The sequence below is a fragment of the Winogradskyella sp. ECml5-4 genome (assembly GCF_036903175.1).
In the GTDB taxonomy this organism is placed as follows: Bacteria; Bacteroidota; Bacteroidia; order Flavobacteriales; family Flavobacteriaceae; genus Winogradskyella; species Winogradskyella damuponensis.
The window spans coordinates 173,322-199,134 of record NZ_JAYJLF010000005.1 but is presented as its reverse complement, the minus strand read 5'-3'; the positions used below and the strand labels follow the sequence as shown (position 1 = coordinate 199,134).

The following is a 25,813-nucleotide window of genomic DNA, read 5'->3' as shown; positions in this document are numbered from 1 at the left end:
GAACTATTTTCCTCTTGAGGATTATCTAAGAAAAAGTATATTTTCTTAGAAGATACCGAGTGTAGCTCATTAGAGGTGTTTTGCGTTAGGGATTACTCGTTCATTCTTATTTAATAAATAAGAACTCGTGATTGCTTCGCAGTTGAACGACCTGTTTGAGCTCCTTTTTGCTTTTTTCAAAAAGAGCGAGTAGTGAAAGCCCGACCCTTGTGGTAACGCCCCAATAACCCTAAGCTAATTCCTTTTCTACTTTAGTCATCCAGTTAAATTGGTCGTCTAGCTTACCCGTTTTAATAGCATTCAAGGTGTCATTAACTTCTAATCCAATTGGACTTTCATTAGAAACATGAATCGTCTCGTCTTCTAATCCAATCTCTTGAATGTACGCTATACCAACGGCCGTTCCTGTTCCGAAGGCTTCTTCTAAAGTCCCGTTTTCTGATGCTGTTTTAATTTCATCAATAGTGATCTTTCGTTCTGTTACCGTGAAATTCATAGCACGTAACATCTCTATAACACTGGCTCTTGTGATGCCATGCAACACAGAACCGTCGAGCTCTGGTGTGATAAATTCTCCATTGATTTTGAAGAAAATATTCATGGTACCAACTTCTTGAATGTAGTTATGCTCAGCGGCATCTAACCATAATACTTGATCGTAACCTTTAGCTTTTGCTAATTCTGTTGGACGAATGGCTGCTGCATAATTTCCAGCGGCTTTAGCTTCACCGGTTCCACCTTGTGCTGCTCTAATGAATTGCTTTTCTGCCCATAATTTAATGCGTTTACTAAAAAATGGACCCGCTGGTGATGCCATTATTATAAACTTATAATGGGTTGCTGCACGCATACCAATAAAAGGCTCATCGGCATACATGAATGGTCTTAAATAGAGTGCGCTTCCATCGGTTGGCGGAATCCAATTGTGCTCTAAGCCGACTAATTCTTTAAGTCCTTCTACAAATAAATCTTCAGGAATATGAGGCATTCCCATTCGGTCTGCACTTTTGTTTAAACGCTTGGCATTTTCTTCTGGTCGAAACAACATTGGTGCACCTTCGGTATCTTTATAGGCTTTCATCCCTTCAAAAATAGCTTGTCCGTAATGTAAAGCCATTGCAGCTGGATGTGTAGGAATTAATCCTAATGGTTCAATTCTTGGGTTAACCCATTCTCCGTTTTCGTAGTCGCAAATAAACATGTGATCGGTGAATGTGGTGCCTAATGGAATATTGTTGAAGTCTAAGGCATCAACTTTTGATGTTTCTACTTTAGTGATTGAAATGTTAGGTTTCATATATGTATGTTTTTTAGAGTGTTTAAAACACCCCTAAAGTCCCCTCAAGGGGACAATTCTGAATTTATATTTCTCTATTACTATCAAATTGTTCAAAATAATCGGCTACGCGTCGTACAAAGCTTCCGCCTAAAAAACCATCTACGACTCTGTGGTCGAATGATAATGATAAATACATCATACTACGAATAGCGATTTCATCTCCTTTTTCAGTGATGATGACTTCTGGTCTTTTTTTAATTATTCCCAATGCTAAAATGGCAACTTCTGGCTGATTGATTATTGGTGTTCCCATGACGCTTCCAAAAGTTCCTACATTAGAAATGGTGAAAGTGCTGCCTTTTATATCGTCTCCTGCTAGCTTATTCTCTCTAGCTTTATTGGCGAGTTCATTGACGTTACTAGCAATTGTTTTCAAATCTTTAGTATCTGCATTTTTTACTACAGGAACGATTAGGTTTCCACTTGGTAATGCGGTTGCCATTCCAATATTGATATCTTCTTTTACAATGATGTTATTACCATCGACAGAAGCATTAATATTCGGAAAATCTTTAACGGCTTTAGCTACGGCTTCTACAAATAAAGGTGTGAAGGTTAAACGCTCTCCATGCTTTTCTTGAAAGGCAACTTTGTTAGCATTACGCCAGTTGACCATATTGGTCATATCAGCTTCCACATAAGCGGTAACATGAGGCGAGGTATGTTTGGAATAGACCATGTGATCTGCAATCATTTGGCGCATGCGATCCATTTCGATGACTTTTCCTTTGCCTTTATCGAAATTTAATTGCGGAATTCTATAAGCCGTTGGATCTTGCGTTACAGCTTGTGCAAATTTATAAGGTCGTCCGTCTTCTATATACTGAAAGACGTCACTTTTGCGTAATCTGCCTTCATTTCCTGTTGCAGGTATTCGTGCTAATTCTTCAAAGCTAATATGATGTTCTTTGGCTATGTTTATAATTAATGGCGAAAAGAAAGTGTTAGTATTATTTACCGAAAATGAAGTTGAATTCGAATTGGTAGGCTGCTGAACTGGCTTTGGTCTTTTAGTCTTAGCCTTGTTCTCGACTGCGCTCGAAGGGACAGCTTTAGATTCATTAAGTGTTTTGGATTTCTTTACTTCTTCTGAAAGGTCTAAAATCGCTAGAACTTCTCCTACAGGAACCACATCTTTAGCTTGAAACATGGTTTTTACTAATGTTCCAGATGCTGGTGCAGGTACTTCGTTATCTACTTTATCTGTGGCGACTTCAAGAATAATATCTCCTTCTTCGAATGCATCGCCTTCAGCTATTAACCAATTGATAATAGTTCCTTCAGTTATGCTTTCACCCATTTTGGGCATCTTTAATTCAAATATTCCTGCGAAGGCAGGAACCTTTTTATCTTTCATCTCTCAATCTATTAAAGTCTATATTCCAATTATCACTAATATCAACCCAACTTGGATTCATATCTTCAATTAATTTTATTTTCCAATCACGCTTCCACTTTTTCAATCGTTTTTCTCTAACAATTGCTTCTTCCGCTTTACTATATTCTTCAAAATATACTAGTTTATTACAATTATATTTTGATGTAAATGAATCTGGATATATTTTTAATTTGTGTTCTTTCACTCGTTCTTCCAAATTATTTGTAACACCTATATAAATAGTTCCATTAAATTTATTCGACATTATATAGGTATACCAAAGACTCAAATTATAAACTAATAAGATTCCTGCATGCGCAGGAAGTTGGTTCCTTCAGTAATACTTTCACCCATTTTGGGCATCTTTAATTCAAAAGTCATCAAGCGAATATAGTTTAGGATTATAAGAATTAAAGATAATATATATCGAATTATACAATTGTTAAAATCTTTTAATTTACTATTAAAAAGGATATTATTCTTTATTTAAATAATATTACAGATGATTTGTCTTTTAATCCTTAAATTTACCGCTTTAAAACAACTAATTTTCTCATGTCACATACACTCGATAACATAGACACACAACTACTCACCATACTTCAAAAGAATAGCAATCGGACGACCAAAAGTATTGCTGAAGAACTCGGCATGAGCACTTCACCAATATTTGAACGCATTAAAAAATTAGAAAAGGAAGGTTATATTGAAAAATATGTGGCTGTTTTAAACAATAAGAAAATCGGCTTAAAACTGACTGTTTTTATAGGTATTACCTTGCAAGGGCATACCCGAAGTTATTTGGAAAAGTTTGTAAAGGAAATTAATAACTTCCCGGAAGTTGTAGAATGCCACAGGGTCAGCGGGAATTTTGATTATTTATTGAAACTCGTCGTTGAAGATATTGAAGCTTATGAAACCTTTATCATTTCAAAATTGACACTACTTCCTTATTTAGGAAATGTACAAAGTTTGATTGCGTTATCGACAAGTAAAGAAACGAATGAGATTGATTTGAGTCGGGTGTTGTAGACCTGTAAGGTTTTTGAAAACCTGATAGAGCTTCTCGATATAATTCCGATAAAAATCGGAATCACTCGAAGTGACATCATCTTATTTTTTGAATGTTTCTCGAAGTGTTTTATAAACATCATCCTGCATTTTCATATTCTCAGGCACTTCTCGTAATGGCTCAACGGCTTTTAAACTCTCGTGGCAATCTGCAGGTAATTGCTGATACAATTGCGTGCCTTTTGTTTTCCACGAAATCATCTCATCACTGACCTGCTTGATGACTTTGGCAGGATTACCAACGACTAAACTTCGCTTTGGAATTTTGGTTTCGGCTTTTACAAATGCCATGGCACCTACTATGGATTCGTCGCCTATTTCGGCATCGTCCATAATTACGGTGTTCATTCCGATAAGGCAATTTTTACCAAGATTTGCGCCATGAATAATAGCTCCATGGCCAACGTGTGCACTTTCTTTTAGGGTAATGGACTTACCAGGAAACATGTGCACCGTACAATTTTCTTGCACGTTGACGCCATCTTCTAAAATGATTTGCCCCCAATCACCACGAATGGCTGCTCCTGGACCAATATAACAATTTTTACCAATGATGACGTTTCCTGTTACTGCTGCTAATGGATGCACGAAACTGGATTCGTGAACGACAGGTGTGTAATTATTGAATTTGTATATCATTAGTTTTGAGCTTTGAGTTATTAGCTGTGAGTTGGATTACTTTTTTAAATTCAGTTTTCTTCTTAAAGAGGAAATCATTTTTCCTATTTCTGTTAACATAGCACGGTTTGATTCAAATTCCTCTTTAGAAATATATGCTCTTAAATAAGCTTTTGTATTCCATGTTACGCATTCATGACTACTATCCCACGCCATTTTTAAATACCTATTAAAATTAGCATCCGTACTTGCCGAACCTTCAGATATATTTGCTGCTATAGAATCTGCTGCTCGTGAAAATTGAGAAGTTAACCTAAACATTTCTTTTTTTGGAAAAGTTTCTACTAACTTATTAATATCTTCTCCAAAAGTAATTGCTTTCTGATAGACAATTAAATTTTCAAAACTAAAATGATACTTGCTTTCAAATTCCATATTACAATTGTTTTTGAATAAAACTTCTCACAACTCATAGCTCAAACCTCATCACTACTTAAATCCTTTTAATTTTTCTTTTGTAAAATCGCTTAACACTAGTTTTCCACTAGTTGCTGCACGTTCGGCCAAAAGTGAATCCCAATCGTCTGTGCCTTGCCAGAATACTTTTTTCATTTCTAGCATCGCTTCTGTGTTATAGGTACATAAATGTTCTGCTGTTGTTTTTACAGCTTCATCTAGTTCTTCTGTACTATCATAAACTTGCGTGAATAAGCCTTTTTGTTTTGCCCATTCTGCAGGATAAAATGTATTGGCGTCAATTGCGATTTGCGACATGGCGCTTAATCCCATTTTACGCTCGATTGCTGGTCCGACTACAAATGGTCCAATACCAATATTTAATTCGCTTAACTTAATAGCTGCGAATTTAGATGCCATACAATAATCGGTTGCAGCAGCAAGTCCAACACCACCACCAACGGTTTTCCCTTGAATGCGGCCGATAATAAATTTCGGACATTTACGCATCGCATTAATCACATTTGCGAAACCCGAAAAGAATACTTTTCCTGTTGCGGCATCGTTGATGTTTATTAGTTCTTCAAAGCTAGCTCCTGCGCAAAAGGTTCTGTCTCCGCCACTTTTAAGAACGACCACTTTAATAGCGTCGTTAGTTCCAGCATCCGAAATGGTTTGCGCTAGTTTTGCTAATACATCTCCAGGTAAGGAATTGTGAGCAGGATGGAAAAACTCGATGTATCCTACTTCGTTTTGTATATCTAATGTTACGTATGGTGTGTTCATATTCTTAGTTTGTCAATGCGCACTTGTTGCGCATTCGTATTAATCTTTGTTCTTATTATATTTAGAAAGCTCCCAATCTAAACTCAAATCCATCCATTCCGGATTCATTTCTGTTATTAGATTTCTCTTCCATTCTTTTTTCCATTTCTTAATAGTCTTTTCTCTTTTGATGGCGATTCGTATATCTGAATGCACTTCAAAATAAACTAATTTTTTAATGTTATAATGCCCAACATGAGTTCCAAAAGTTGCTGCTTTGTGTTCACTCATTCGTCGTTCAATATTATTTGTTACACCAACATAAAAGATGTGATTTCTTTCATGTGTTAGAATGTATGTATAATATTTTTTAGACATTTCGTTTCAATTTAAGCGACTTCAATTTATATTATCGCTAAAATTTAAGCGACTGCGCAATAAATGCGCAGTGACTTTCTATTAATAATTACAGTAATCCGAATTGCTCAAAGTGATGATTCAAGTGTTTTCGTTCTAATAAATACGATTCGTATTTATTCAATTCTCCGAAAACTAAATTCTTTAATTTAGCTTCTGGGTTTTCTTTAAAAAACTCTAAATACTTTTCGCGTTGTGCTTTAAACTTTTCGATTGCTGTTGCTAAGTCTGGATGTTTTAGTGGTTCTAAAGTATCTTTTTCTAATTGTGGAAATTGAGAGTTCTTAGGGAACTTATCATAATTCCATAAACTATTATGCACTTTATCTAAAATGGTTGAAGGTGTTGCGATTTCAAAATCTTGAATTTCTCCTGAAGCAATTTTATAGGTGTATTCTAAATGTTCAACCATGTGTTGCGGCGTCATAATGCCCCATTTTGGTTTCATGTCTTCTTTTAATGCAGAAAGACATGCGTTGATCTTATCTTCTGTCATTTCAACAAAAACCTCTTGCTTTTTTTGCACCATGGTTAAGACAGTTGCGAAAGCTACTTTCTCATCGTTGTTTGCATCAAAAATTTCGGCATACCATTTTACAATGCCACTTGGATGTTCTGCTGAAGCCACATCGCGATCTACTTTTTGCTTACAGGTTAAGCGCACGTAAATGGTATCGTTGTGATATAATGGACGAAGGAATCTGCATTCTTCTAATCCGTAATTTGCAGACACTGGTCCTTTATTTGGGTATACAAATAATCCTGCAGCTGCTGAAATAATAAAATACCCATGTGCGGTTCTCTTCTCGAAAATACTACCATCTAATGAGGTGATGTCTGTATGTGCATAGAAGTGATCCCAAGTAAGGTTTGAAAAGTTAATGATGTCTGTGTCAGTGAATGTACGATTGTGGGTTTTCATAGACATTCCTGGTTGGATGTCTTCCCAATGGTATTTAAATGGATGCTGCTCTGCTTCCTTATATTTTGCATTTTGCTGATAAATACCAGTGATTTCCGTCAACGTTGTTGGTGACCCCTGAATGGCAGTACGTTGTAAATAATGCTTAATACCACGCATGCCTCCCATTTCTTCGCCACCTCCAGCTCGACCAGGACCACCATGTACCAAATATGGTAATGGAGAACCATGACCTGTACTTTCTTTGGCCATATCGCGATTAACCACTAAAATTCGACCATGATGACTAGCTGCATTAACCACATACTCTTTGGCAATTTTATCGTCATAAGTTGCAATAGAAGACACTAAAGATCCTTTACCCATCTGCGCTAAAGTAATAGCTTCGTCTAAATTCTTATATGGCATTATGGTACTTACAGGGCCAAATGCTTCTGTTTCGTGAACGGCTAAATTGCTAAATGGTTGATCTTCGCGAAGCAGTATTGGCGCTAAAAACGCACCTTTTTTAGCATCTGCACCAATAGTTTCAATTTTATCTAAATCTCCATAAACAATACTAGCTGTTTTTGCTAATTCTTGTACACGTTCTCTAACTTCGGTAACTTGATCTTTACTTACCAAGGCTCCCATACGCACTTCTTTAAGTCGTGGATCTCCAATGGTAATTTTATCTAAGGCTTTTCCTAGAGCAGCTTGTACATCATCTATAAGATTTTGAGGTACAATAATTCTACGGATTGCAGTACATTTTTGACCACATTTAACAGTCATTTCATTACGAACTTCCTTTATGAACAAATCGAATTCTGGTGTTCCAGGAACCGCATCTTCACCTAATATTGATGCATTTAATGAATCGGCTTCCATAGTAAAAGGCACTGCTTCATCAATGATACGTTTATGAGATTTTAAAAGTCTTCCTGTCGTAGCAGACCCTGTAAAGGTTACAACATCTTGAGACTCGACAGTATCTAAAATTGTTCTTGCCGAACCTGTAATCAGTTGTAAAGCACCTTCTGGTAAAATACCTGAAGCAATAATTTCTCGAACAACTGCTTCTGTTAAAAATGAAGTGTTTGTTGCTGGTTTAACCACAGCAGGAACACCAGCCATCCAATTGACAGCACATTTTTCTAACATGCCCCAAACAGGAAAGTTAAAGGCATTGATATGAATCGCTACACCGCGTTTTGGTACCATAATGTGATGTGCCATAAAGCGTCCACCACGAGACAAGTCGATAGCATCACCTTCTACGTGATACGGTTGGTTTGGAAATAGTTTACGTAATGACGCATTAGCAAAAAGATTTCCAAAACCACCTTCAATATCTATCCAGCTATCTACTTTGGTAGCTCCTGTTCTGTAACTTAATTCGTAAAAACTAGCTTTTCTTTTGGTAAGATATAAAGCTAAGCTTTTTAACATGTTGCCACGTTCTTGAAAAGTCATTTTACGAAGTACTTCACCACCTTTAGTTCTTCCGTATTGAAGAATTTCGGCAAAATCTAAGCCTTCGGTATCTGAAAGTGCAACAAGCTCTCCTGTAATGGCGTCGAACATAGGAACTCCTTCACCTTTACCTTCTAGCCATTGTCCTGTGACGTAATTTTGTAATTTTTTCATTGATACGTTTATTTATCATTTCCTTAAAAACGGAAATCTAATTTATGTCTTTTCGATACAGATCCGATAAAATTCGGAATCACTCGAAGTGACGTTTTTTTTATTCAATTAACTGCACACGCGTTAGCGATTGTAGCGGCATCCTTTTTGGCCATTAAAAGCAAAAAAGATATAGCGGAAAGCGCGACCCTTGTGGTAACGCCCAAATGATGTTATAAATTCACATTCTCAATAATCGCTGCATAACCTTGCCCAACTCCAATACACATGGTAATTAAGGCATAACGTTTGTTTTGCTCCTGCAACTCCAAAGCGGCAGAATACGCAACTCTTGCGCCTGTTACTCCTAATGGGTGACCAATAGCGATAGCACCACCATTTGGATTTAATCGCTCATCGTTGTCTGCTAATCCCCAAGCTCTAGTGCATGCTAATGCTTGCGCAGCGAACGCTTCGTTAAGCTCGATAATATCCATATCGTCCATGGTTAATCCTGCTTTTTCTAGCGCTTTATTAGAAGCTGTAACAGGGCCAATTCCCATAATCCTAGGCTCGACACCAACCACAGCAGAACTTACGATTCGTGCTAATGGTTTTAAATTGTATTTTTTAACTGCATCGCCTGAAGCGATAATAGTTGCTGCTGCGCCATCGTTTAATCCTGAAGAGTTACCAGCGGTTACGCTACCACCTTCTTTTTTAAAGGCAGGTCTTAATTTCCCTAAAACTTCTAAAGAGGTTGTAGGCTTAACAAATTCGTCTTTAGAAAATCTGATTGGATCTTTTTTACGCTGTGGAATTTCAACGGTTACAATTTCTTTTGCTAAGCGTCCGTTTTCTTGTGCTTTGGTTGCTTTCTGTTGACTCCAAAGTGCAAATTTATCTTGGTCTTCTCTTGAAATATTATATTTCTCTACAAGATTTTCGGCTGTATTTCCCATGCCGTCTGTGCCATACATTTGTTGCATTTTCGGGTTTATAAATCGCCATCCGAAAGTAGAATCGTATAGTTTTGAATCTCCACCAAAAGCCGTTGATGGTTTTGCCATGACGTATGGTCCGCGTGTCATGTTCTCGACTCCACCAGAAATAAACACATCGCCATCTCCTGCTTTTATAGCACGATTGGCGTGAATGATTGCTGATAATCCAGAACTGCATAAACGGTTTACGGTTTCTCCTGGCACTGTAAATGGTAATCCGGCTAACAGAGATGACATTCTCGCTACATTTCGATTGTCTTCACCTGCTTGGTTGGCGCAGCCCATAATCACATCGTCATACGCTTCTTTTGGGATGTTTGGATTACGTTTTACGATTTCTGCAATGACTAAGGCTCCTAAATCGTCTGTACGAACAGCAGCTAATGTGCCTTTGTAGTTTCCTATTGGTGTTCTAATGCCGTCTATTATATATGCTTCCATGTTTGAAATTGAAATTGAAATTGAAGTCGAAAAATGAAACTTCTATTTCATAATTAATGTGTTATTTACTTCTGTTTTTTAATACCTATAAGGTTTTTGAGACCTTGCAGAACTAATTAATTTAATAAAGCAGAGAATGTATCTCCGTTTCTTATATCACCTGTATTATAGCCTTTCATAAACCACTCCATACGTTGTTGTGATGTGCCATGAGTAAAACTATCTGAATTTACGCTTCCGCTTGTTCTTTTCTGAATGGCATCATCACCAACCGCATTGGCAGCACTCATTGCTTCTTCAATATCTCCTTCTTGTAAATATTTTTTATTGTGATGCGCCCAAACTCCTGCGTAAAAATCGGCTTGCAATTCTTGTGCTACCGATAATTTATTTGCTTCGGTTTGGTTGGTCTGACTCTGTAATTGTCTTACTTTGTTAGAAGTGCCTAATAAAGTCTGAATGTGATGTCCGACTTCGTGTGCTGTTACGTATGCAATTGCAAAATCACCTCCTTTAGCTCCGAAACGTGTTTTTAGTTCATCAAAGAAAGACATATCCATATATAATTTTTGATCTGCTGGACAATAAAAAGGACCTGAAGCTGCACTTGCATTTCCACAACCTGTACTTACGGCATCTGTAAATAAAACAAGTTTTGGTTCTTTATAATCACCTAGGTTATATTCCCTAAAAAGTCGATTCCAAACATCTTCTGTATCTACCAAGACTGCGTTCATAAAATCACCCATTTCAACTTCTTGACTCGTTAGATCTCGTTGCTCAACTTGTTGTGTCGTTTGACTATTGGCTACTTGTTCTATAATTGGTGCTATTTGTTGCCCGGTTTCACCTCCAAAAAGTTGTAAAAGAATTACCACAACAGCAATGACTCCACCTCCTGCAACCACTTTTCCTTTGCTGCTCATGCCGCGTTGATCTTCAAGATTCCCGCTTTGTCGTCTACCTTTCCATTTCATAATTTAATGTATTTACTGTTTTATTCCCAATCTTTTTGCGTCCTGTATACCACACCTTTAAAAAGTGCGACTAATTCCTCACCGCGTTTGACTTCAATAATATTAAAGCCTAATCTATTTTTTACAGATTCTATTACCGATTCTGCTGTAATATAATCTCCTTCGTTTAAAGCTTCAATATGGTTAATGCTTGTTTCAATAGACACGGCATATTTACCATGTGTATTTGCTGCAAATCCGAAAGCGGTATCTGCTAATGAATAACTAATGCCGCCATGAGCTTTGTTCATACTGTTTAGCATTTCCTTTCTAATGGTCATTCCGACTTTACAGCGTCCGATTTCGCAGTCTAGAATTTCTATGCCTAGCCACGTGCTATAGGCGTCTTGGGAAAGCATTCGCTTAGGTATGAGGTGTGAGGCTAAAGGTTTATTTTTAGATTCCATTTAAACTTATTAAATTCTTTTAGATATCATGGTACGCAATGATGTTATCATTTTTGATAATTCCGTTATTAATTTACGATTTTCTTCATCTTCGTCATCAGAAATATAATTTCTCATTTGAGCTTTCGAACTACATGAAACACATTCGTGCGCACTATGCCATGCATTCCCTAAATAATGATAAAACTGTTTATCTGTACCACTTGAACCTTCAGCTATATTTAAGGCAATAGAATCTGCGGCTCTCTTAAATTGTGAGGTAAGTTCAAAACGTTCCTCTTTGGGAAAATTTTTAACCAATCGATTTACAACTTCTCCAAATTCCATGGCCTTGGTGTATATTCCTAAATCTTCAAATTTAAAATGATACTTCGATTTCCTCATACCTCATACCTTTTTTAATAAAACCTCATACCTGATTTGCTCATTTTACGCAACAACGGACTACAACGGTATCTATCTTCGTGATATTCGTTATACAATTCATCCATTTTACTGACACACCAATCAATTCCTTTCTCGTCTGCCCAAGCCAATAATCCATTTGGATAATTAACCCCTTTGGTCATGGCATTATCGATATCTTCAGCTGATGCGATATTTAAAAACAAGGCATCTGCGGCTTCGTTGATAAGCATGACTAAGACACGATCAAAAATTTGATTTTTAAGCTCCATTTCCTCTTCATAGGTTTCAAAAGTTCTTGAATTAGTGTGATTAGTGTTAATTATTTTTCCATTTTGATCGTAATCATAATAGCCTTTTCCTGATTTACGTCCTAAATACCCTGCTTCTGCAAACCGTTTTTGAGTGAATGACGGCTTATATCTTGGGTCGAAATAGAATGCTGTAAAAACGGTTTCGGTTACGGTATAGTTTACATCGTTTCCTATGAAATCCATCAATTCGAATGGCCCCATTCTGAAATCACCTAAAGACTTTAAGCTATGATCTATGGTTGCAAAATCGGCTATTCCTTCTTCATAAATACGTAATGCTTCACCATAAAATGGTCTTGCCACTCTGTTTACTATAAATCCTGGTGTGTCTTTGGCAACTGCGACTACTTTCTTCCAATCTTTAATGGTTTGTATGGCTTTTTCAAGAACTTCAGTTGAAGTTTGAATTGCTGGAATAACCTCAACCAACTTCATTAAAGGTGCTGGATTAAAAAAGTGAATCCCTACACAACGTTCTGGTTTATTCAGCGATGCAGCGATTGATGCTATAGATAAACTTGATGTGTTTGATGCAATAATACAATCTTCAGCCACATAGCTTTCTAATTCTGAAAACACTTTTTTCTTGATGTCAAGATTTTCAATAATAGCTTCAATGGTTAGGTTTGAATCGGCTAAATCTTTTAGGTTATTGACGTAAGCGATGTTTGACTGAATTCTATCTTTTTCAGACGTATCAATTCTTCCTTTTTCAATTAAGCGATTCAATATTTTTTCTAGTGAAGCTTTTGCTTTATCTAAAGCCTCTTGATTGGTATCGTATAACTTTACTTTACACCCCGAAGTTGCTGCAACTTGCGCAATGCCGCTTCCCATGGTTCCTGATCCTATTATTCCAACTCTATTGATTTGAGATTGTGGATTAACGATTTCTGATTTTTGATTTTCACTCATACCTGATATTCCATCTATATTTTATGATTTCAACTTGTTTGAAGCTGTTTTAATACTAACAACAAAAATTGAAATTAATTCATCATTTTCTTTTAATATTTATTCTAAAATGTCTAAACACCCCTAAAGTCCCCTCAAGGGGACAATCGTTAATCAAAACGGTAAATTTCTCACATCTACATTACCGCCAGATAAAATGATGCCGACGTTTTTAGTTGCAAATTCTTTTCTATTCTTCAACACAGCAGCAAAGGCTACAGCACTTGATGGTTCTACAATAATTTTCATGTGTTCCCAAATCAATTGCATTGCTTCAATAATTTCAACTTCTTCAACACAAATAATCTTATCCACATACGTTTGAATAATCGGAAAATTACGTTCGCCTAAATGTGTTCTTAGGCCATCGGCAATGGTATTTACCGCGCTGTTATATTCAATTTTTCCTGATTGTTTAGATCGAAACGCATCATCCGCATTTTTAGGTTCTCCTCCAATCACCTTACAGTTGTTTGAAAAATAGTGTGCTGCCAGCGCTGTGCCTGCAATTAATCCTCCGCCACCAACTGGTGTTACAATGACATCTAAATTGGGTTGTTTTTCTAACAACTCCATTGCAGCTGTACTATTTCCGTAAATCACCTCATCTTGATTTGATGGATGTAAAAATGTCGCACCTTTTTCTTCTTTTATGCTATTGGCAGTTGCTTCTCTTGCTTGAGGTGTCGATTCGCATTCTATGATTTCTCCTTCATACGTTTTAACGCCATCTTTTTTAACTTGAGGTGCATTTTCTGGCATTACAATATAAGCTTTAACACCTAATTTCTGTGCTGCCAACGACACCGCTTGCGCAAAATTACCAGACGAATGTGTTACTACGCCTCGTTGTCTTTCTTCTTCTGAAAGTGATAGAATAGCGTTTGCAGCACCTCGCATTTTAAAGGCTCCCATTTTCTGGAAATTCTCACACTTAAAAAACAGGTTACAACCTGCTTTTTCATTCAACAACTGCGATGTTAACACAGGTGTTTTGTGAATAAAGGGTTTTATTCGGTTGTGGGTTTGTATGAGGGTTTGTTTTAAATCGCATGGATTGTCCCCTTGAGGGGACTTGAGGGGGAGGGTTAAAGATTTAATTTTTTCTTCTAAAGTCATAGAAACACTAAACATATTATTTTTTACATCCGAATCAGAGAATCTGATAAACTCGACACCTAATTTTTCAAGTTCACACTGTCTATTTTTATCTTCAAAATATCTGAAACCGTGTGAATCACCATCAATTTCAATAGCTAACATAAGCTCGTGACAATAAAAATCTACTATATAATTTAGCATCGGAACTTGTCTATGAAACTGAACATCTAGCGCTTGATTTTTAATAGCTTTCCACATTAAAACCTCTGCAAGTGTGCTATTTTTTCTTAGCTCTCTTGCGTATTCTTTAAGTTTTGGATTGTATGGAATAATTTTGTTTTTCACTTTTTATTTTAACACCCCTAAGGTCCCCTCAAGGGGACAATACTCAGATGCGTATTATTTTATCTTTTTTAATGTTTCTTGAGCTTCCGATGAGATCTACATTTTATTTCTATTCTGTTTTAACACCCCTAAAGCTCCCTTAAGGGGACAATATTCGGATGTCTAATTTTAATTCCCTTTAAAGTTCGGTTTTCTTTTTTCTATAAACGCAGCAACACCTTCTTTATAATCGTCACTTTGTGCGGCTTCTATTTGTAATTTAGATTCTAAAGCTAATTGCGATTCTAAATCGTTAGTCATGGATTTATTGAACAATTCTTTAATCATACCTAATGCTTTAGTTGGCATATTTGCTAGTTTTAAAGCTAGTTTATTAATCGTTTCGCCAAATTCTTCCGTTGGGACACATTTGTAAATCATGCCCATTTTTTCAGCTTCTTCAGCTCCAATTTTATCACCTAGCATCGCTAATGCTAGTGCTTTTTGAAAACCGATTAGTCTTGGTAAAAAGTACGTTCCTGCACTATCTGGCACTAAACCTATTAGACTAAATGCTTGAATGAAGCTTACTTTTTCGTGAGCAACTACTATATCGCAAGCCAAAGCGATATTTGCACCAGCACCAGCAGCCACTCCGTTAATTGCACCAATAATTGGTTTTTTAATGGAACGTATTCTGGTGATGATTGGGTTATAATGTTCTTCTAGTATTTTTTTGAATCCCGGATTTAAATCAGGATCTGTAACTTCTTTTAAATCTTGACCAGCACAAAATGCTTTTCCGTTTCCGGTTAAGACAATAGCTCTAACATCTTTATTTGCTTCGCAAGCATCCAAAGTTTCTTGTAAACTAAATGCCATTTCACGATTGAAACTATTAAATACATCAGGTCTATTGAACGTGATGTACGCTACTTTGTTTTCAACTTTAAGTTGTATGCTTTTGCTCATGTTTTATTTTTTTAGACCTGTCAGGTTTTTAAAACCTGACAGGTCTGTTTCTTACTTTAAACATTTGAAATAATCAAAAGGTTCTTGGCAATCGTCACACTGAAATTGTGCTTTACAAGCTGTGGAACCAAACTGACTTACTAGTCTTGTATTGGTAGAACCACAATTGGTACACTTAACAATACGCTTTCCATTAAGCAATACATCTTTATCTGCTTCTGCATTTAAAGGTGCTGCAATTCCGTAATCTTCCAATGCTTTTCTACCTCTTGGTGTAATCCAATCGGTTGTCCATGCAGGATGTAAAATCAATTCTATTTTAGATTCGTATCCGGCTTGTTTTAATGCTGATTTTATATCATCACCAATCACATCCATTGCAGGACAACCACTGTAGGTTGGCGTGATTTTAACATTAACGATATTATTTTTTACAACCGCAGAACGCACCACGCCCATATCCATGATGGATAATACGGGGATCTCGGGATCTGAAACTTTTTCCAGAATTGGAATTAAGATTTCGTCTATATTTTGTTCTGTTGTTGTCATTTTTTGAATTTGAAGTTGAAGTTGAAACTGAATTTGAAGTGTTCTTCTTTCAAATTCAAGTTCGATTTCAATTTCTTTTATTTATTACCATTCCATATTAGGGTAGGCGCGTTGCATATACTGAAGCTCTGCTAATAAATAGCCCATATGTTCTGTATGAATACCTTCTTTTCCACCTTTTTGGAACCATTTTGATTCTGGTGTTTCAAGCGTTGCTTCTTCTAAAATTTCATTCACTCTAGCATAATAAGCGTCTTTTAGTTTAGTAACATCCACACCGATTCCTTCAGTAACCATAGCTTTATCGGCTTCTGTTTGATGAAATAATTCATCAGTGTACGTCCATAAACCATCAATAGCTTCTTGCATTTTTACTTTGCTTTCTTCTGTACCGTCACCTAAACGCTTTATCCAATCTGAAGAAAAACGTTCGTGATAACTGACTTCTTTAATACATTTATTAGCAATTGCAGACAATGTTAAATCGGTACTTTTTTGTAATTCGCTAAGAAAAGCTAAATGGTAAACATCGAATAAAAACTGACGCGCCATAGTGTAGGCAAAGTTTGTGTTTGGTTGTTCTACCAATAGTACATTTTTATAATCGCGCTCTTTTCGAAGCATAGCAATATCATCTTCTGTTCTATCGTCACCTGCTATTTTTGCTGCATATTGAAAATAGCTTCGCACTTGACCAAATAAATCCAATGAAATATTAGTACAGGCGATATCTGTTTCTAGGCTTGGACCATGACCTGTTAATTCTCCTAGTCTTTGACCGAGGATTAGGCTGTTGTCTGCTATGCCTAAAATATATTTGTATAAATTTTCTTTCATCTTAATCAAAATTGAAATTGAAGTCGAATTTGAATTCGAAAACCTTCAATTGATATTTTTTATTCTAGTTACAATAATTCGAATTAATTGATCATTTTCATCTTTCAATTCTCTTATACTTTCCTCAGAAATTAATTTTGCTTTAGTCTGAATGTTTAAATTCCTTAAGGATTCTCTTAACTCTTTTAAGCAAATTCTAAGTTTATTTATTTTGTCTTTATTTGTTCCAGCACCTAAAACTTCACCGTAATTTAAAGCTGAAGAACATGAAGAACGGATAAGTTGTTTTGCTAAATAATCGCCAGCATAAGAAAGCGGTTTCTTATCATATAAAATAATGATTGCAGCAGCAAAATTTTCAAGTCGTTCTGTTAAATCAAATTTTATCCCATTCATATTTTCAGATTCAGATTCAGATTCAGATTCAACTTCAATTTCAATTTCGATTTCGATTTCGATTTCACTGTTACATATGTTTCACCTCGTCTGGCAAATCGTAAAATGTTGGATGACGATACACCTTGTCTTGAGCAGGCTCAAACATTTCACCATTGTGTTCTGGATTTGATGCTGTAATATTTTTAGATTCTACAACCCAAATACTTACACCTTCGTTTCGTCTAGTGTAGACATCTCTTGCATTTTCTAAAGCCATTTCTGCATCTGCAGCATGAAGGCTTCCGAAATGACGATGCTCTAATCCATTTTTACTTCTAACGAAGATTTCCCAAAGTGGCCAGTTTTTACTCATTATGAAATTGAATTTGAAGTTGAACTCGAAATTGAAATACATCAATCTAAAATTCAACCTATGTTTTTAATTCTTGTTACTATTATTCTAATCAATTGGTCATTTTCGTCTTTCAGACCTTTTAAATCTTCTTCTGAAAACAACCTTGCTTTAGTTTGAATATTTAAGTTTCTTAGCGATTCTCTTAACTCTTTTAAGCAAATTCTTAGTTTATTTATTTTATCTCTATCGGTTCCTGCACCTAAAACTTCACCATAATTTAAAGCTGAAGAACATGACGACCTTATCAATTGTTTAGCTAGATAATCACCTGCATAAGACAAAGGCTTTTTATCATATAAAATTATAATTGTAGCAGCAAAATCTTCAAGTCTTTCCGTTAAATCAAATTTCCTGTCGCTCATTTTTCAACTTCAGTTTCAGTTTCGACTTCTTAAATTGCTTGTTTTTGTTTTCTTGCTTGTTTCTTTTCTGCGTAAGCCATTGCAGCATCACGAACCCATTCTCCCTCTTCCCATGCGTTCACTCTAGCTTTCATTCGTTCTTTATTCATTGGTCCATGACCTTTGACAACTTGCCAAAATTCATCCCAATTAATCTCTCCGAAATCATAGCTTTGGCGTTCTTCGTTCCATTTTAAATCGGGATCTGGAATGGTAAGTCCAATTAATTCTGCTTGAGGAACGGTTTGATCTATAAATTGCTGACGTAAATCATCATTAGATTTTCGTTTTAATTTCCATTTCATCGATTGCTCGGTGTGAATAGATTCTGCATCTGTTGGGCCTAACATCATTAAGCTTGGCCACCACCAGCGGTTTAAAGCATCTTGTGCCATATCCTTTTGCTCTGGTGTTCCATTTGCTAGTTTCATCATAATCTCGAAGCCTTGTCGCTGATGAAAACTTTCTTCTTTACACACGCGAATCATGGCACGTGCGTATGGGCCGTATGAGGTATTACAAAGTGGTACTTGATTAATAATGGCTGCACCATCTACCAACCAACCAATGGCTCCCATATCTGCCCAAGTAATGGTTGGGTAATTGAATATGGACGAATATTTTGCTTTTCCTGAATGCAATTGCTCATATAATTCATCGCGAGAAACTCCTAAAGTTTCGCAAGCAGAGTAGAGGTACAAGCCATGACCTGCTTCATCTTGAACTTTAGCTAATAAAGCTACTTTTCGTCTTAACGAAGGTGCTCTTGTGATCCAATTGCCTTCGGGAAGCATCCCTATAATTTCGGAATGCGCATGTTGCGACATTTGTCTAATATGCGTCTTGCGATATTTTTCAGGCATCCAATCTTTAGGTTCGATTTTCTCGTCTCTTGCGATACGTTCTTCGAACTGCTTTTCTAGATTTTTTATTTGTTCTTCACTCATCTTTATAGCTATTAGCTATTGGCTTTTGACCTTTAGCTCGTTGAACTTTATTTTTTATTAGCTGTGGCCGTTGGCCTTTTGCTGTTGGTGCGTTAAGGAATTTGCTTTATAAGATTCCTGTCTTCGCAGGAATTTTACACATCAAAGTCGACCACTACTTTCTCAGATGTTGGCACGGCTTGACAGCTTAATACCAAATTTTGAGAGACTTCTTTTTCGTCTAAGGCATAGTTAATTTTCATTTCAACAGACCCTTCAATAACTTCACATTTACAAGTACTGCAAACACCACCTTTACATGCGAAAGGTAAATCGGCTCCTGCACCTAAGGCTGCGTCTAAAATATTATCATATTCTTTGGTCATGGTGAAAGCAAATTCTTTTCCTCCATCAACAATAGTGACCTCTATTCCTTCTACATTTTGTTGCGCTAAGCGTTCTGCTCGTTTTATATCTTCATCTGAAAGTCCGGTGACAAACAATTCAAAATGCACGAGTTCTTTTGGTAATCCGGCATTAATGAGGTAAGTACTAACATAATTCACCATTTTTTCTGGACCACACAAAAAGACTTCGCTAGTATCTGGAATATCGATAAACGTTTGCGTTAAAATTCGCATCTTTTCGTCATCGAATCTTCCATTAAACAGTTCTATATCTCTACGTTCTTTGGTTAAGAAGTAATAGATTTCGAACCGCCCAAAATATTTATTTCTAAGCTGCTCTAGTTCTTCTTTAAAGATAATGGATTTTGCGGTCTTATTGACATAAAATAATTTACATGTTGAATTTGGTTCGGCTTCTAAATGCGCTTTTACCATGGACAGTACAGGTGTGATTCCGCTACCTGCTGCAAAAAAAAGATAGTTTTTAGCTTTTGTAGCATTGACGTCTACACCAAAGGTTCCGCTTGGCGACATTACTTCTAACTGGTCACCACGTCTTAATTCGTCGTTTATATAGGTAGAGAACTTTCCGCCAGGAATTAACTTTACAGCGACTTTCCATTGACCATCTAATGGACTTGAACAAAGCGAATACGAACGACGTACATCTTCTCCGTTAATGTCTGCTTTTAAGGTTAAATGCTGACCTTGCCTAAATTGAAACTCTTTTTTTAATTCTGAGGGTACTTCAAAAGTAATTACAGAAGTGTCTTCTGTCTCCTTATAAATGTCTGCAACTTTTAAGATGTGAAAATCTGCCATATGTTTTTCTTAAACATTTAACTAACACTTGTTAGTTTGTTCAGCAAAGTTATAAAATATATTCTAAACTATTTGTTAATGCCTTTTATCAGTATTTGATTTAGGGTATGAGATAATTCTTCAGGGTTAATGTCTTCTTTTTTAGGTATCCAGATATAGAGGGAGCGTAATGTTGTTAAAATAGAAAACATCATTACGTCTGGTTTGGTGTCTACGATTTCGCCAGATGCTATTCCTTCTTTTAGAATTGCCCTAAAATCATTTTCGTAATCAATTCTTAATTTTTGGTAATAATTAAGTTTGTCTTCTAAGTGCATCCAATCGTTATTAAGCGATGCCATACCGTAAATATTTTGGCTAGAAATACGCACATGTAGCTCTATAATTTTTTTGAGTTTTTCAATACAACTAGCATCAGAAGATTGAATGGATGTCATTCCTTCTGTAAATTCTTCAGCTAATGAAATTATAATTTTATTTAGGATGTCTTGTTTGGAGTTTATATGATTATACAGGCTTGCTGCTTTTATACCAATGGCTTTGGCTAAATCTCGCATAGTGACAGCACTGTAACCTTTTTCTTTAAAAAGTTTGGCTGCAACTCTTAAAATTTCTTGTTGACGCGTTTCTTGTCTCATGTGTATGCAAAGTACTAAAATAAGAAGATTTTAATGTATTAATAATTATAATGTAACTTTGGTTACGCAATGTTCTTCGTATTATTTAGAATTTTGCTCAAAATTAAAATTATGGGATTATTAAATGCTCTATTTGGAAAATCGACGAATAACGTTGCAGACTATATTGAAAAAGACGCTGTTATTTTAGATGTACGAACTCATAGTGAGTACCAAGGTGGTCATATTAAAAATGCTTTACATATTCCTGTACAGGAATTGGGTAATAGACTTAATGAAGTTAAAAAGTTAAACAAACCTGTGATTGCATACTGTGCCAGTGGTATGCGTTCTGGTAGTGCCGCGAGTCTATTAAAATCTAAAGGGGTTGATGCTATTAATGGCGGAGGTATAGGTAGTTTACAACGTAAGTTGGGTTAAGAGCTAGTCTGCTAAAATCTTTTCTAAGTTTTGAAATTGATTTAAGTCTTCTATAGGATTTTCATTGTATTGTAAGGTCCATCCCAAAGAATTAGTGAGAATAAAGAATTTTGAAAGCTCGCTAATTAATCTATTCTGAGCATTAGATTTTAATTCAGAAGCCTCAATTTTTTTCATTAATGATTCTTTAACTGTATTCTTAATGGTATTATAATCTTTGGCATCAAACTGATTTAAAAAATCAGCCTGTACATCGTAATATTCAAAATCGGGATTAATTTTTATTTCCTCTTTAGGAATGCTTATAATCTGTAGGGTTTTAGTTGTTTCATCAATATGATATTCTATTTTGCTTAAATCATAAGCTATGGTTACATCGGCATTAACCACAACTAATGCTTTCTTTTCTGCAGACATTAAATCTCCAAAAACTGCTTTAGAATTTTTGTAACTAAAGACCTCTGAAAAATGGCCTTCAGTAACGACTAATTTCCCAACATTTTTAATCTGTTCTTGAATTAAAGCACTATGTGCTTCAATGACAATTTTATCTTCTTTCTTGTCTTCACAATACTTAAAGGTCAATAGAACAATTAATGTTATAACAACACCAAATAAAATTTTTCGCATAGGCTAATTTAATATAATTACAAATTAACACACCAATAATTAGGGATAATTAAATCCTGTTTTTTTGCTTTATAACGAAGATGAAAGTGTATGGTCTAAGAAAAATGCATCATATCTTAAATATATAACCGTTTGGTTTTAAGGCTATAACTTAGCTCTTAATTAGAAGAACATTTGTGTTTTGTACATCCTGTTTGAAGAAAGCTCTTTAACTTAAAAGTGATTATTATGACAAAGAATATATGCACGCTACTGATTCTATTCTCGACATTAATTAATTATAGTCAGAATTCTATACTATTCAAAAATAACAATCCAAAAGCAAAAGCATTAAAGCATGATTTGAATCATGCTAAAGACAGCTTGATTTTGAGTAGTGAAACTAAAATCCTTCAGATTGAGATTTTTAACGAAGATTACGAAAAGTTGGTAAAAGTTGAAGGTTTTGAATCTCAAATTTCCTTAGCAGATATTCCTGAAGGTAAATTTGTGATTGAAGCGAGATTGGAGGATAAGAACATCGTCATGGGATTAATGCGATATGACTATGCTGATGAAGGTGCTTATTCTAAAACAGCTACAAAGGAAAACATTGCAGAGGGCAAAGGTATGATGTTAGACGAAAGTTTAAATGTCATACAAAAAACGCCAAATAAAAGTATTGAGTTTCTTTTAACAGGGTCTAGTGCTAAAAGAAATACAGAGAAAAAACAAAAATTTTACTGGGTGTTAACTAAAGTGAATAGTGAAAGTGGCTCTAGTAAAACAATGAGGTTAGTAAGTAAAGACGTTGCTGATAGAATGATTTTAAAACATAAATTAGAACTGAATAGTATTTCTGGTAAACACAACGAATTAACCGTTTGGGAAGTTTATAATTCAGCTAAATTTATGGAGTATCAGATGTTAAATCCTGATTTCTTCTATTCGTTATATTCCGATTTGTTTAATACAACACCTTATTATATCACCGAAAATACCCTTCAAAATTTATAGAGAGGTTTTTTAGCGTTTTAGAGCTAATTAAACTCCAATTTTTAACTGATAATTTTAGTGAGATTTTAAGAATTTTGAAGCGTCTTGCGTCAGTTGTAAGTATGCTTTTTTCGGACAAACAACTTTATTTAGTAGTATTTTTCATACAGATTTTGTTGGGGTAAAAATAAAAAATGCGCTAAAAAATAGTCTCCCTTTAACCTGTGTTTTCCCCGTTATGTCGAGGATTGGTGCACGTTGACCAAAAATAAATGTAGAATATCTAAATTTTAAAGCGCCATAAAATAAAGCGAATACCTTTGTTTTTAATAAGGAATTGTACATATTTGTCTTTTCCATGTGAAAAAAAATTGTTTCCCAAAGCAAAAAAAACCTACTTATTATGAGACTATTATACACGCTTGTATTCTTATTGATGACGTCTGTTATCTATGGTCAAAAATCCACATTATTTCAAAACGTTAATGTAAGAGCAAAAGAACTTAAGCACAAGCTTAATGACTCCGGAGATAGCCTTATCTTTAAATGTGAACGTACTATTTATGAAGTCGTTATTTTTAATGACGATTTTGAACGCGTTATAAAAGTAAGAGAATCTGAAGCTATAATACCTATTGGAGATATACCTGTAGGTAGATATATTGTAGAAGCTTTATTAAGTGATAAGTTAATAGTTATTACTTTATTAAGAAATGAGCCTATAGAGTCGCTTAACGACACTCCTTTAGTTGCAGATAGCTCAGATCTTTTTGGAAGGAAGTTAGTGTCACCCAAAGCTGCTGTAGCTAGTGCCGAAGCTCCTAAAGCATTGCCTAAAGAAACTGTAACTAAGAAAATAGCAGAAACAAAAACAGAAGTTATAAAAAAGCCTATACAGCCTAAAGAAGAATTGTATGGTAGTGAAAGCAGTATAAAAAAAACTGACTTAGCGGTAGCCGGTAAAAAAGCTCAGCCACAAAAGGCCAAGCAACCTGAAAAGAAAGTTGCTGTAGCAAAGAAAAAGGCACCTAAAAAGAGCAGTTTGTCATTGTTTAGTGCAAAAACAGAGGTGACTAAAAAAGCCCCTGAGATCTCAACACGTGAGATTGATGCAGCCAGAGCAAACAGAGTTGTTAGTACGTATTGGGTTGTTTATAAAATAAATAATGGTCAAAGTTCTGAAAAAATACAGAAAATGAGTGATCAAGATGTTGTTGACAGAATGATTAAGAAAATTGAGATTGACATGAAAACAAAAACAGGTCGATTAAATGAGCTTACAGTTTGGACGGTTTACGATCCTTCTGAGTTTGTGCAACACAAGAAAAAGAATAAAGAAGATTATATGAATATTGCTTCAGAGAGTTTTAATATGGAGCCTTATTATAAAAGGGTAGTAGATGAAGATAAGTCTAGTGATTTATAAAAGTACGAGCTCTTAATAATATATAAATAAAAAATCTCAGGTCAATTATAGCCTGAGATTTTTTATTGATACAATTTTAAATTTAAAAGAAAAGACGCCGTGTTTATTTCTTTTTAAGCTCTAATTTATCAGCAAAATAATCGCAGAAATCTTTCATAGTAGCGGTCATTTTTTCGTCTTGTGTCGCTCTTAAAAATGTATCGCTCATGGTTACTAATGTCTGGTGAAAGAAAAGTTTCATTTCATCTACAGGCATATCTTTTGTCCATAAATCTATTTTTAAAGTTTCTTGAGCATTACTATCCCAAACAGATAACATTATAGCTTTGGCTTCTTCGTTGTCAACACCACCATCTTGGGCAGACCAGTTTAGTTTTTCTGGCACTCTGTTTTCGTCGAGTTCAACGTTTAATACAATTTTAGATTTTATAATTTCAGACATTACTTTTTTGGTTTAAATTTTGATTTTCTAAAGATTTCTTCAGATTCAGTTTGCATGATGGTCATGATATCTTCGCCTGTAGTTTCAGCATAAGCTCTTACAATTTGCCAGCCCATATATTGTCCTAAACGTCCTGGAGACTCATTGTCTAATTCTAAATAAAATTTAGAGAAAGGAGCGTCAGCAATAAAGCGATTGGGTAATTTAGGGTCTGTATTGTACAATAATTCTTTTTCAATAAAATAGCTCCATATTGGACTTTCATTGGCTTCGGCCCATTTTATTTGAGCTTCAGTATAACCTATTTTTTCAGCATCTGTTTTAAATGGAATCATAACATCTTTAAAGTACAGCAGCTTTCCAAAGTATATCATTTCATCTAATAAGGTTTTTCTATTGGTCTGAAATATATATTTTTCGGCATAACCATTAGCTACATCAACTGTAATTAGGTCCTTACGTAAATTAGCAGCAATATACATTGAGATGTTTTGGTAAAATTCGTGTTCTGCACCTAAATAGTTGTCTAAAGCAATAAGTACTAAAGAATCATTAACTATAATTTTATCTCTATAAGCTACATCATTGGTTAAGGTAATTACACGAGGAGATGTAAAGGTTTTGTCGTAATATTTTAAATGTTGAAATAACTGTTTTAATTCTTGTTTAGAAGATTTAAAGTCAGGAAAAGTTTTTTGTACTTCGGATAATAGCTCACGTTGTAAAGTATCGTTCATTTTATGAACCAATATAGAGTCTGGTATATGTTTAGAAAAGAAAAAAGGATATGCCTTTTTTAGCTTTGGTAAATCCTTAGGTGTAGCTTCAAAAAAAGCTTTGTCAAAACGCTCTACAGTAAAATCTGTTTTAATATTAGCAATTTCTTTTTCAATCTTAGACTCTTCATTACAAGACGTAAGTGTCAGTAAGAGTATACATATAAGGTAGAATTTAATTTGCATTTGATAAAATGTTTTTAATACTAACACGATTGCGTTATTTTTGTTGTGCAAAGGTACACTTCTTTGTTTT

Annotated in this window: 30 protein-coding genes and 1 pseudogene; 4 read left to right on the top strand and 27 right to left on the bottom strand. The window is 35.2% G+C overall.

Annotation, left to right across the window (positions count from 1 at the left end; genetic code table 11):
- Positions 1-229: 229 nt before the first annotated feature.
- The 3 genes from VDP25_RS05745 to VDP25_RS05735 form a co-directional block, all read right to left on the bottom strand.
- Positions 230-1,297, bottom strand: coding sequence for a branched-chain amino acid aminotransferase (locus VDP25_RS05745; protein ID WP_334467717.1), 1,068 nt, complete (start codon positions 1,295-1,297; stop codon positions 230-232).
- 64 nt (positions 1,298-1,361) lie between these two features.
- Positions 1,362-2,696, bottom strand: a complete 1,335-nt coding sequence (locus VDP25_RS05740) for a dihydrolipoamide acetyltransferase family protein (RefSeq protein ID WP_334467715.1) — start codon at positions 2,694-2,696, stop codon at positions 1,362-1,364.
- The gene (locus VDP25_RS05735; RefSeq protein WP_334467713.1) at positions 2,686-3,006 is read right to left on the bottom strand and encodes a GIY-YIG nuclease family protein; all 321 of its coding nucleotides are present in this window, start codon (positions 3,004-3,006) and stop codon (positions 2,686-2,688) included. The genes VDP25_RS05740 and VDP25_RS05735 overlap by 11 nt, the downstream gene beginning before the upstream one ends.
- A gap of 266 nt (positions 3,007-3,272) precedes the next feature.
- Here VDP25_RS05735 and VDP25_RS05730 point away from each other — a divergent pair, with 266 nt between their 5' ends.
- Complete coding sequence (locus tag VDP25_RS05730) at positions 3,273-3,749, top strand: Lrp/AsnC family transcriptional regulator (RefSeq protein WP_334467711.1); 477 nt, start codon at positions 3,273-3,275, stop codon at positions 3,747-3,749.
- An 81-nt stretch (positions 3,750-3,830) separates the two neighbouring features.
- Here the strand turns inward: VDP25_RS05730 and VDP25_RS05725 are convergent, their stop codons facing one another.
- From VDP25_RS05725 to VDP25_RS05625, 21 genes and pseudogenes are all read right to left on the bottom strand, one after another.
- Positions 3,831-4,427 (bottom strand): acyltransferase, encoded by a 597-nt coding sequence (locus VDP25_RS05725; protein WP_334467709.1) that lies wholly within the window; start codon positions 4,425-4,427, stop codon positions 3,831-3,833.
- A gap of 36 nt (positions 4,428-4,463) precedes the next feature.
- Positions 4,464-4,841 carry a four helix bundle protein gene (locus tag VDP25_RS05720; RefSeq protein WP_334467707.1) on the bottom strand — a complete coding sequence of 126 codons (378 nt, stop codon included), beginning with the start codon at positions 4,839-4,841 and terminating at the stop codon, positions 4,464-4,466.
- Between the two features lie 54 nt (positions 4,842-4,895).
- Positions 4,896-5,648 (bottom strand): enoyl-CoA hydratase/isomerase family protein, encoded by a 753-nt coding sequence (locus tag VDP25_RS05715; RefSeq protein ID WP_334467705.1) that lies wholly within the window; start codon positions 5,646-5,648, stop codon positions 4,896-4,898.
- A 39-nt stretch (positions 5,649-5,687) separates the two neighbouring features.
- On the bottom strand, positions 5,688-6,005 hold the full coding sequence (locus tag VDP25_RS05710) for a GIY-YIG nuclease family protein (RefSeq protein ID WP_334467703.1): 318 nt from the start codon (positions 6,003-6,005) through the stop codon (positions 5,688-5,690).
- Positions 6,006-6,093: 88 nt separating this feature from the next.
- A complete protein-coding gene (gene paaZ / locus VDP25_RS05705; RefSeq protein ID WP_334467701.1) occupies positions 6,094-8,595 on the bottom strand; it encodes a phenylacetic acid degradation bifunctional protein PaaZ in 2,502 nt (833 codons plus the stop codon).
- Positions 8,596-8,807: 212 nt separating this feature from the next.
- Positions 8,808-10,019 carry a 3-oxoadipyl-CoA thiolase gene (pcaF, locus tag VDP25_RS05700; RefSeq protein ID WP_334467699.1) on the bottom strand — a complete coding sequence of 404 codons (1,212 nt, stop codon included), beginning with the start codon at positions 10,017-10,019 and terminating at the stop codon, positions 8,808-8,810.
- 116 nt (positions 10,020-10,135) lie between these two features.
- A complete protein-coding gene (gene ypfJ, locus VDP25_RS05695) occupies positions 10,136-10,996 on the bottom strand; it encodes a KPN_02809 family neutral zinc metallopeptidase (RefSeq protein WP_334467697.1) in 861 nt (286 codons plus the stop codon).
- Between the two features lie 20 nt (positions 10,997-11,016).
- On the bottom strand, positions 11,017-11,442 hold the full coding sequence (locus tag VDP25_RS05690) for a PaaI family thioesterase (RefSeq protein WP_334467695.1): 426 nt from the start codon (positions 11,440-11,442) through the stop codon (positions 11,017-11,019).
- 9 nt (positions 11,443-11,451) lie between these two features.
- A complete protein-coding gene (locus VDP25_RS05685; RefSeq protein WP_334467692.1) occupies positions 11,452-11,826 on the bottom strand; it encodes a four helix bundle protein in 375 nt (124 codons plus the stop codon).
- Positions 11,827-11,840: 14 nt separating this feature from the next.
- Complete coding sequence (locus VDP25_RS05680) at positions 11,841-13,076, bottom strand: 3-hydroxyacyl-CoA dehydrogenase NAD-binding domain-containing protein (RefSeq protein WP_334467691.1); 1,236 nt, start codon at positions 13,074-13,076, stop codon at positions 11,841-11,843.
- A 153-nt stretch (positions 13,077-13,229) separates the two neighbouring features.
- Positions 13,230-14,117 carry a pyridoxal-phosphate dependent enzyme gene (locus tag VDP25_RS05675; RefSeq protein ID WP_443089852.1) on the bottom strand — a complete coding sequence of 296 codons (888 nt, stop codon included), beginning with the start codon at positions 14,115-14,117 and terminating at the stop codon, positions 13,230-13,232.
- Between the two features lie 123 nt (positions 14,118-14,240).
- A pseudogene (locus tag VDP25_RS05670) lies at positions 14,241-14,561 on the bottom strand (endonuclease domain-containing protein); the annotation flags it as partial.
- A gap of 168 nt (positions 14,562-14,729) precedes the next feature.
- On the bottom strand, positions 14,730-15,512 hold the full coding sequence (locus tag VDP25_RS05665) for an enoyl-CoA hydratase-related protein (RefSeq protein ID WP_334467690.1): 783 nt from the start codon (positions 15,510-15,512) through the stop codon (positions 14,730-14,732).
- Between the two features lie 51 nt (positions 15,513-15,563).
- Positions 15,564-16,064 carry a 1,2-phenylacetyl-CoA epoxidase subunit PaaD gene (gene paaD, locus VDP25_RS05660; protein ID WP_334467689.1) on the bottom strand — a complete coding sequence of 167 codons (501 nt, stop codon included), beginning with the start codon at positions 16,062-16,064 and terminating at the stop codon, positions 15,564-15,566.
- Between the two features lie 84 nt (positions 16,065-16,148).
- Complete coding sequence (paaC, locus tag VDP25_RS05655; RefSeq protein ID WP_334467687.1) at positions 16,149-16,901, bottom strand: 1,2-phenylacetyl-CoA epoxidase subunit PaaC; 753 nt, start codon at positions 16,899-16,901, stop codon at positions 16,149-16,151.
- Positions 16,902-16,946: 45 nt separating this feature from the next.
- Positions 16,947-17,297 carry a four helix bundle protein gene (locus tag VDP25_RS05650; RefSeq protein ID WP_334467685.1) on the bottom strand — a complete coding sequence of 117 codons (351 nt, stop codon included), beginning with the start codon at positions 17,295-17,297 and terminating at the stop codon, positions 16,947-16,949.
- 70 nt (positions 17,298-17,367) lie between these two features.
- A complete protein-coding gene (paaB, locus tag VDP25_RS05645; RefSeq protein WP_195871423.1) occupies positions 17,368-17,652 on the bottom strand; it encodes a 1,2-phenylacetyl-CoA epoxidase subunit PaaB in 285 nt (94 codons plus the stop codon).
- Between the two features lie 53 nt (positions 17,653-17,705).
- A complete protein-coding gene (locus tag VDP25_RS05640) occupies positions 17,706-18,056 on the bottom strand; it encodes a four helix bundle protein (RefSeq protein ID WP_334467680.1) in 351 nt (116 codons plus the stop codon).
- A 29-nt stretch (positions 18,057-18,085) separates the two neighbouring features.
- Positions 18,086-19,042: a 1,2-phenylacetyl-CoA epoxidase subunit PaaA gene (paaA, locus tag VDP25_RS05635; protein ID WP_334467678.1), complete on the bottom strand. Its 957-nt coding sequence runs from the start codon at positions 19,040-19,042 to the stop codon at positions 18,086-18,088.
- Positions 19,043-19,176: 134 nt separating this feature from the next.
- Positions 19,177-20,250: a 1,2-phenylacetyl-CoA epoxidase subunit PaaE gene (gene paaE, locus VDP25_RS05630; protein ID WP_334467676.1), complete on the bottom strand. Its 1,074-nt coding sequence runs from the start codon at positions 20,248-20,250 to the stop codon at positions 19,177-19,179.
- 68 nt (positions 20,251-20,318) lie between these two features.
- Positions 20,319-20,888, bottom strand: a complete 570-nt coding sequence (locus tag VDP25_RS05625; protein ID WP_334467674.1) for a TetR/AcrR family transcriptional regulator — start codon at positions 20,886-20,888, stop codon at positions 20,319-20,321.
- Positions 20,889-20,999: 111 nt separating this feature from the next.
- Between VDP25_RS05625 and VDP25_RS05620 the strand changes: the two genes are divergently transcribed.
- The gene (locus VDP25_RS05620) at positions 21,000-21,308 is read left to right on the top strand and encodes a rhodanese-like domain-containing protein (protein ID WP_334467672.1); all 309 of its coding nucleotides are present in this window, start codon (positions 21,000-21,002) and stop codon (positions 21,306-21,308) included.
- A 3-nt stretch (positions 21,309-21,311) separates the two neighbouring features.
- Here VDP25_RS05620 and VDP25_RS05615 read toward each other — a convergent pair whose 3' ends face one another.
- Positions 21,312-21,938: a DUF4230 domain-containing protein gene (locus VDP25_RS05615; protein WP_334467670.1), complete on the bottom strand. Its 627-nt coding sequence runs from the start codon at positions 21,936-21,938 to the stop codon at positions 21,312-21,314.
- A 228-nt stretch (positions 21,939-22,166) separates the two neighbouring features.
- On the opposite strand from VDP25_RS05615, the gene VDP25_RS05610 reads away from it, so the two are divergent.
- A complete protein-coding gene (locus tag VDP25_RS05610) occupies positions 22,167-22,934 on the top strand; it encodes a hypothetical protein (RefSeq protein WP_334467668.1) in 768 nt (255 codons plus the stop codon).
- 382 nt (positions 22,935-23,316) lie between these two features.
- Entirely contained in the window at positions 23,317-24,339 is a 1,023-nt protein-coding gene (locus VDP25_RS05605) for a hypothetical protein (protein WP_334467666.1), read from the top strand.
- Between the two features lie 103 nt (positions 24,340-24,442).
- Here VDP25_RS05605 and gldC read toward each other — a convergent pair whose 3' ends face one another.
- Together gldC and gldB are read right to left on the bottom strand one after the other, a co-directional pair.
- The gene (gene gldC / locus VDP25_RS05600; protein ID WP_215928530.1) at positions 24,443-24,781 is read right to left on the bottom strand and encodes a gliding motility protein GldC; all 339 of its coding nucleotides are present in this window, start codon (positions 24,779-24,781) and stop codon (positions 24,443-24,445) included.
- On the bottom strand, positions 24,781-25,743 hold the full coding sequence (gene gldB / locus VDP25_RS05595) for a gliding motility lipoprotein GldB (protein WP_334467663.1): 963 nt from the start codon (positions 25,741-25,743) through the stop codon (positions 24,781-24,783). Before gldB ends, gldC begins: the two co-directional genes overlap by 1 nt.
- Positions 25,744-25,813 lie beyond the last annotated feature (70 nt).

Coding starts and splice junctions, on each gene's coding strand:
- paaB (WP_195871423.1), bottom strand. CDS start 17,652: ATGAGTAAAAACTGGCCACTTTGGGAAATCTTCGTTAGAAGTAAAAAT.
- gldB (WP_334467663.1), bottom strand. CDS start 25,743: ATGCAAATTAAATTCTACCTTATATGTATACTCTTACTGACACTTACG.
- VDP25_RS05650 (WP_334467685.1), bottom strand. CDS start 17,297: ATGAATGGGATAAAATTTGATTTAACAGAACGACTTGAAAATTTTGCT.
- VDP25_RS05690 (WP_334467695.1), bottom strand. CDS start 11,442: ATGGAATCTAAAAATAAACCTTTAGCCTCACACCTCATACCTAAGCGA.
- VDP25_RS05740 (WP_334467715.1), bottom strand. CDS start 2,696: ATGAAAGATAAAAAGGTTCCTGCCTTCGCAGGAATATTTGAATTAAAG.
- VDP25_RS05715 (WP_334467705.1), bottom strand. CDS start 5,648: ATGAACACACCATACGTAACATTAGATATACAAAACGAAGTAGGATAC.
- VDP25_RS05720 (WP_334467707.1), bottom strand. CDS start 4,841: ATGGAATTTGAAAGCAAGTATCATTTTAGTTTTGAAAATTTAATTGTC.
- VDP25_RS05620 (WP_334467672.1), top strand. CDS start 21,000: ATGGGATTATTAAATGCTCTATTTGGAAAATCGACGAATAACGTTGCA.
- paaZ (WP_334467701.1), bottom strand. CDS start 8,595: ATGAAAAAATTACAAAATTACGTCACAGGACAATGGCTAGAAGGTAAA.
- VDP25_RS05640 (WP_334467680.1), bottom strand. CDS start 18,056: ATGAGCGACAGGAAATTTGATTTAACGGAAAGACTTGAAGATTTTGCT.
- VDP25_RS05745 (WP_334467717.1), bottom strand. CDS start 1,297: ATGAAACCTAACATTTCAATCACTAAAGTAGAAACATCAAAAGTTGAT.
- paaC (WP_334467687.1), bottom strand. CDS start 16,901: ATGAAAGAAAATTTATACAAATATATTTTAGGCATAGCAGACAACAGC.
- VDP25_RS05625 (WP_334467674.1), bottom strand. CDS start 20,888: ATGAGACAAGAAACGCGTCAACAAGAAATTTTAAGAGTTGCAGCCAAA.
- VDP25_RS05680 (WP_334467691.1), bottom strand. CDS start 13,076: ATGAGTGAAAATCAAAAATCAGAAATCGTTAATCCACAATCTCAAATC.
- paaD (WP_334467689.1), bottom strand. CDS start 16,064: ATGACAACAACAGAACAAAATATAGACGAAATCTTAATTCCAATTCTG.
- VDP25_RS05730 (WP_334467711.1), top strand. CDS start 3,273: ATGTCACATACACTCGATAACATAGACACACAACTACTCACCATACTT.
- VDP25_RS05665 (WP_334467690.1), bottom strand. CDS start 15,512: ATGAGCAAAAGCATACAACTTAAAGTTGAAAACAAAGTAGCGTACATC.
- paaE (WP_334467676.1), bottom strand. CDS start 20,250: ATGGCAGATTTTCACATCTTAAAAGTTGCAGACATTTATAAGGAGACA.
- paaA (WP_334467678.1), bottom strand. CDS start 19,042: ATGAGTGAAGAACAAATAAAAAATCTAGAAAAGCAGTTCGAAGAACGT.
- ypfJ (WP_334467697.1), bottom strand. CDS start 10,996: ATGAAATGGAAAGGTAGACGACAAAGCGGGAATCTTGAAGATCAACGC.
- gldC (WP_215928530.1), bottom strand. CDS start 24,781: ATGTCTGAAATTATAAAATCTAAAATTGTATTAAACGTTGAACTCGAC.
- VDP25_RS05605 (WP_334467666.1), top strand. CDS start 23,317: ATGAGACTATTATACACGCTTGTATTCTTATTGATGACGTCTGTTATC.
- VDP25_RS05610 (WP_334467668.1), top strand. CDS start 22,167: ATGACAAAGAATATATGCACGCTACTGATTCTATTCTCGACATTAATT.
- VDP25_RS05710 (WP_334467703.1), bottom strand. CDS start 6,005: ATGTCTAAAAAATATTATACATACATTCTAACACATGAAAGAAATCAC.
- pcaF (WP_334467699.1), bottom strand. CDS start 10,019: ATGGAAGCATATATAATAGACGGCATTAGAACACCAATAGGAAACTAC.
- VDP25_RS05685 (WP_334467692.1), bottom strand. CDS start 11,826: ATGAGGAAATCGAAGTATCATTTTAAATTTGAAGATTTAGGAATATAC.
- VDP25_RS05615 (WP_334467670.1), bottom strand. CDS start 21,938: ATGCGAAAAATTTTATTTGGTGTTGTTATAACATTAATTGTTCTATTG.
- VDP25_RS05725 (WP_334467709.1), bottom strand. CDS start 4,427: ATGATATACAAATTCAATAATTACACACCTGTCGTTCACGAATCCAGT.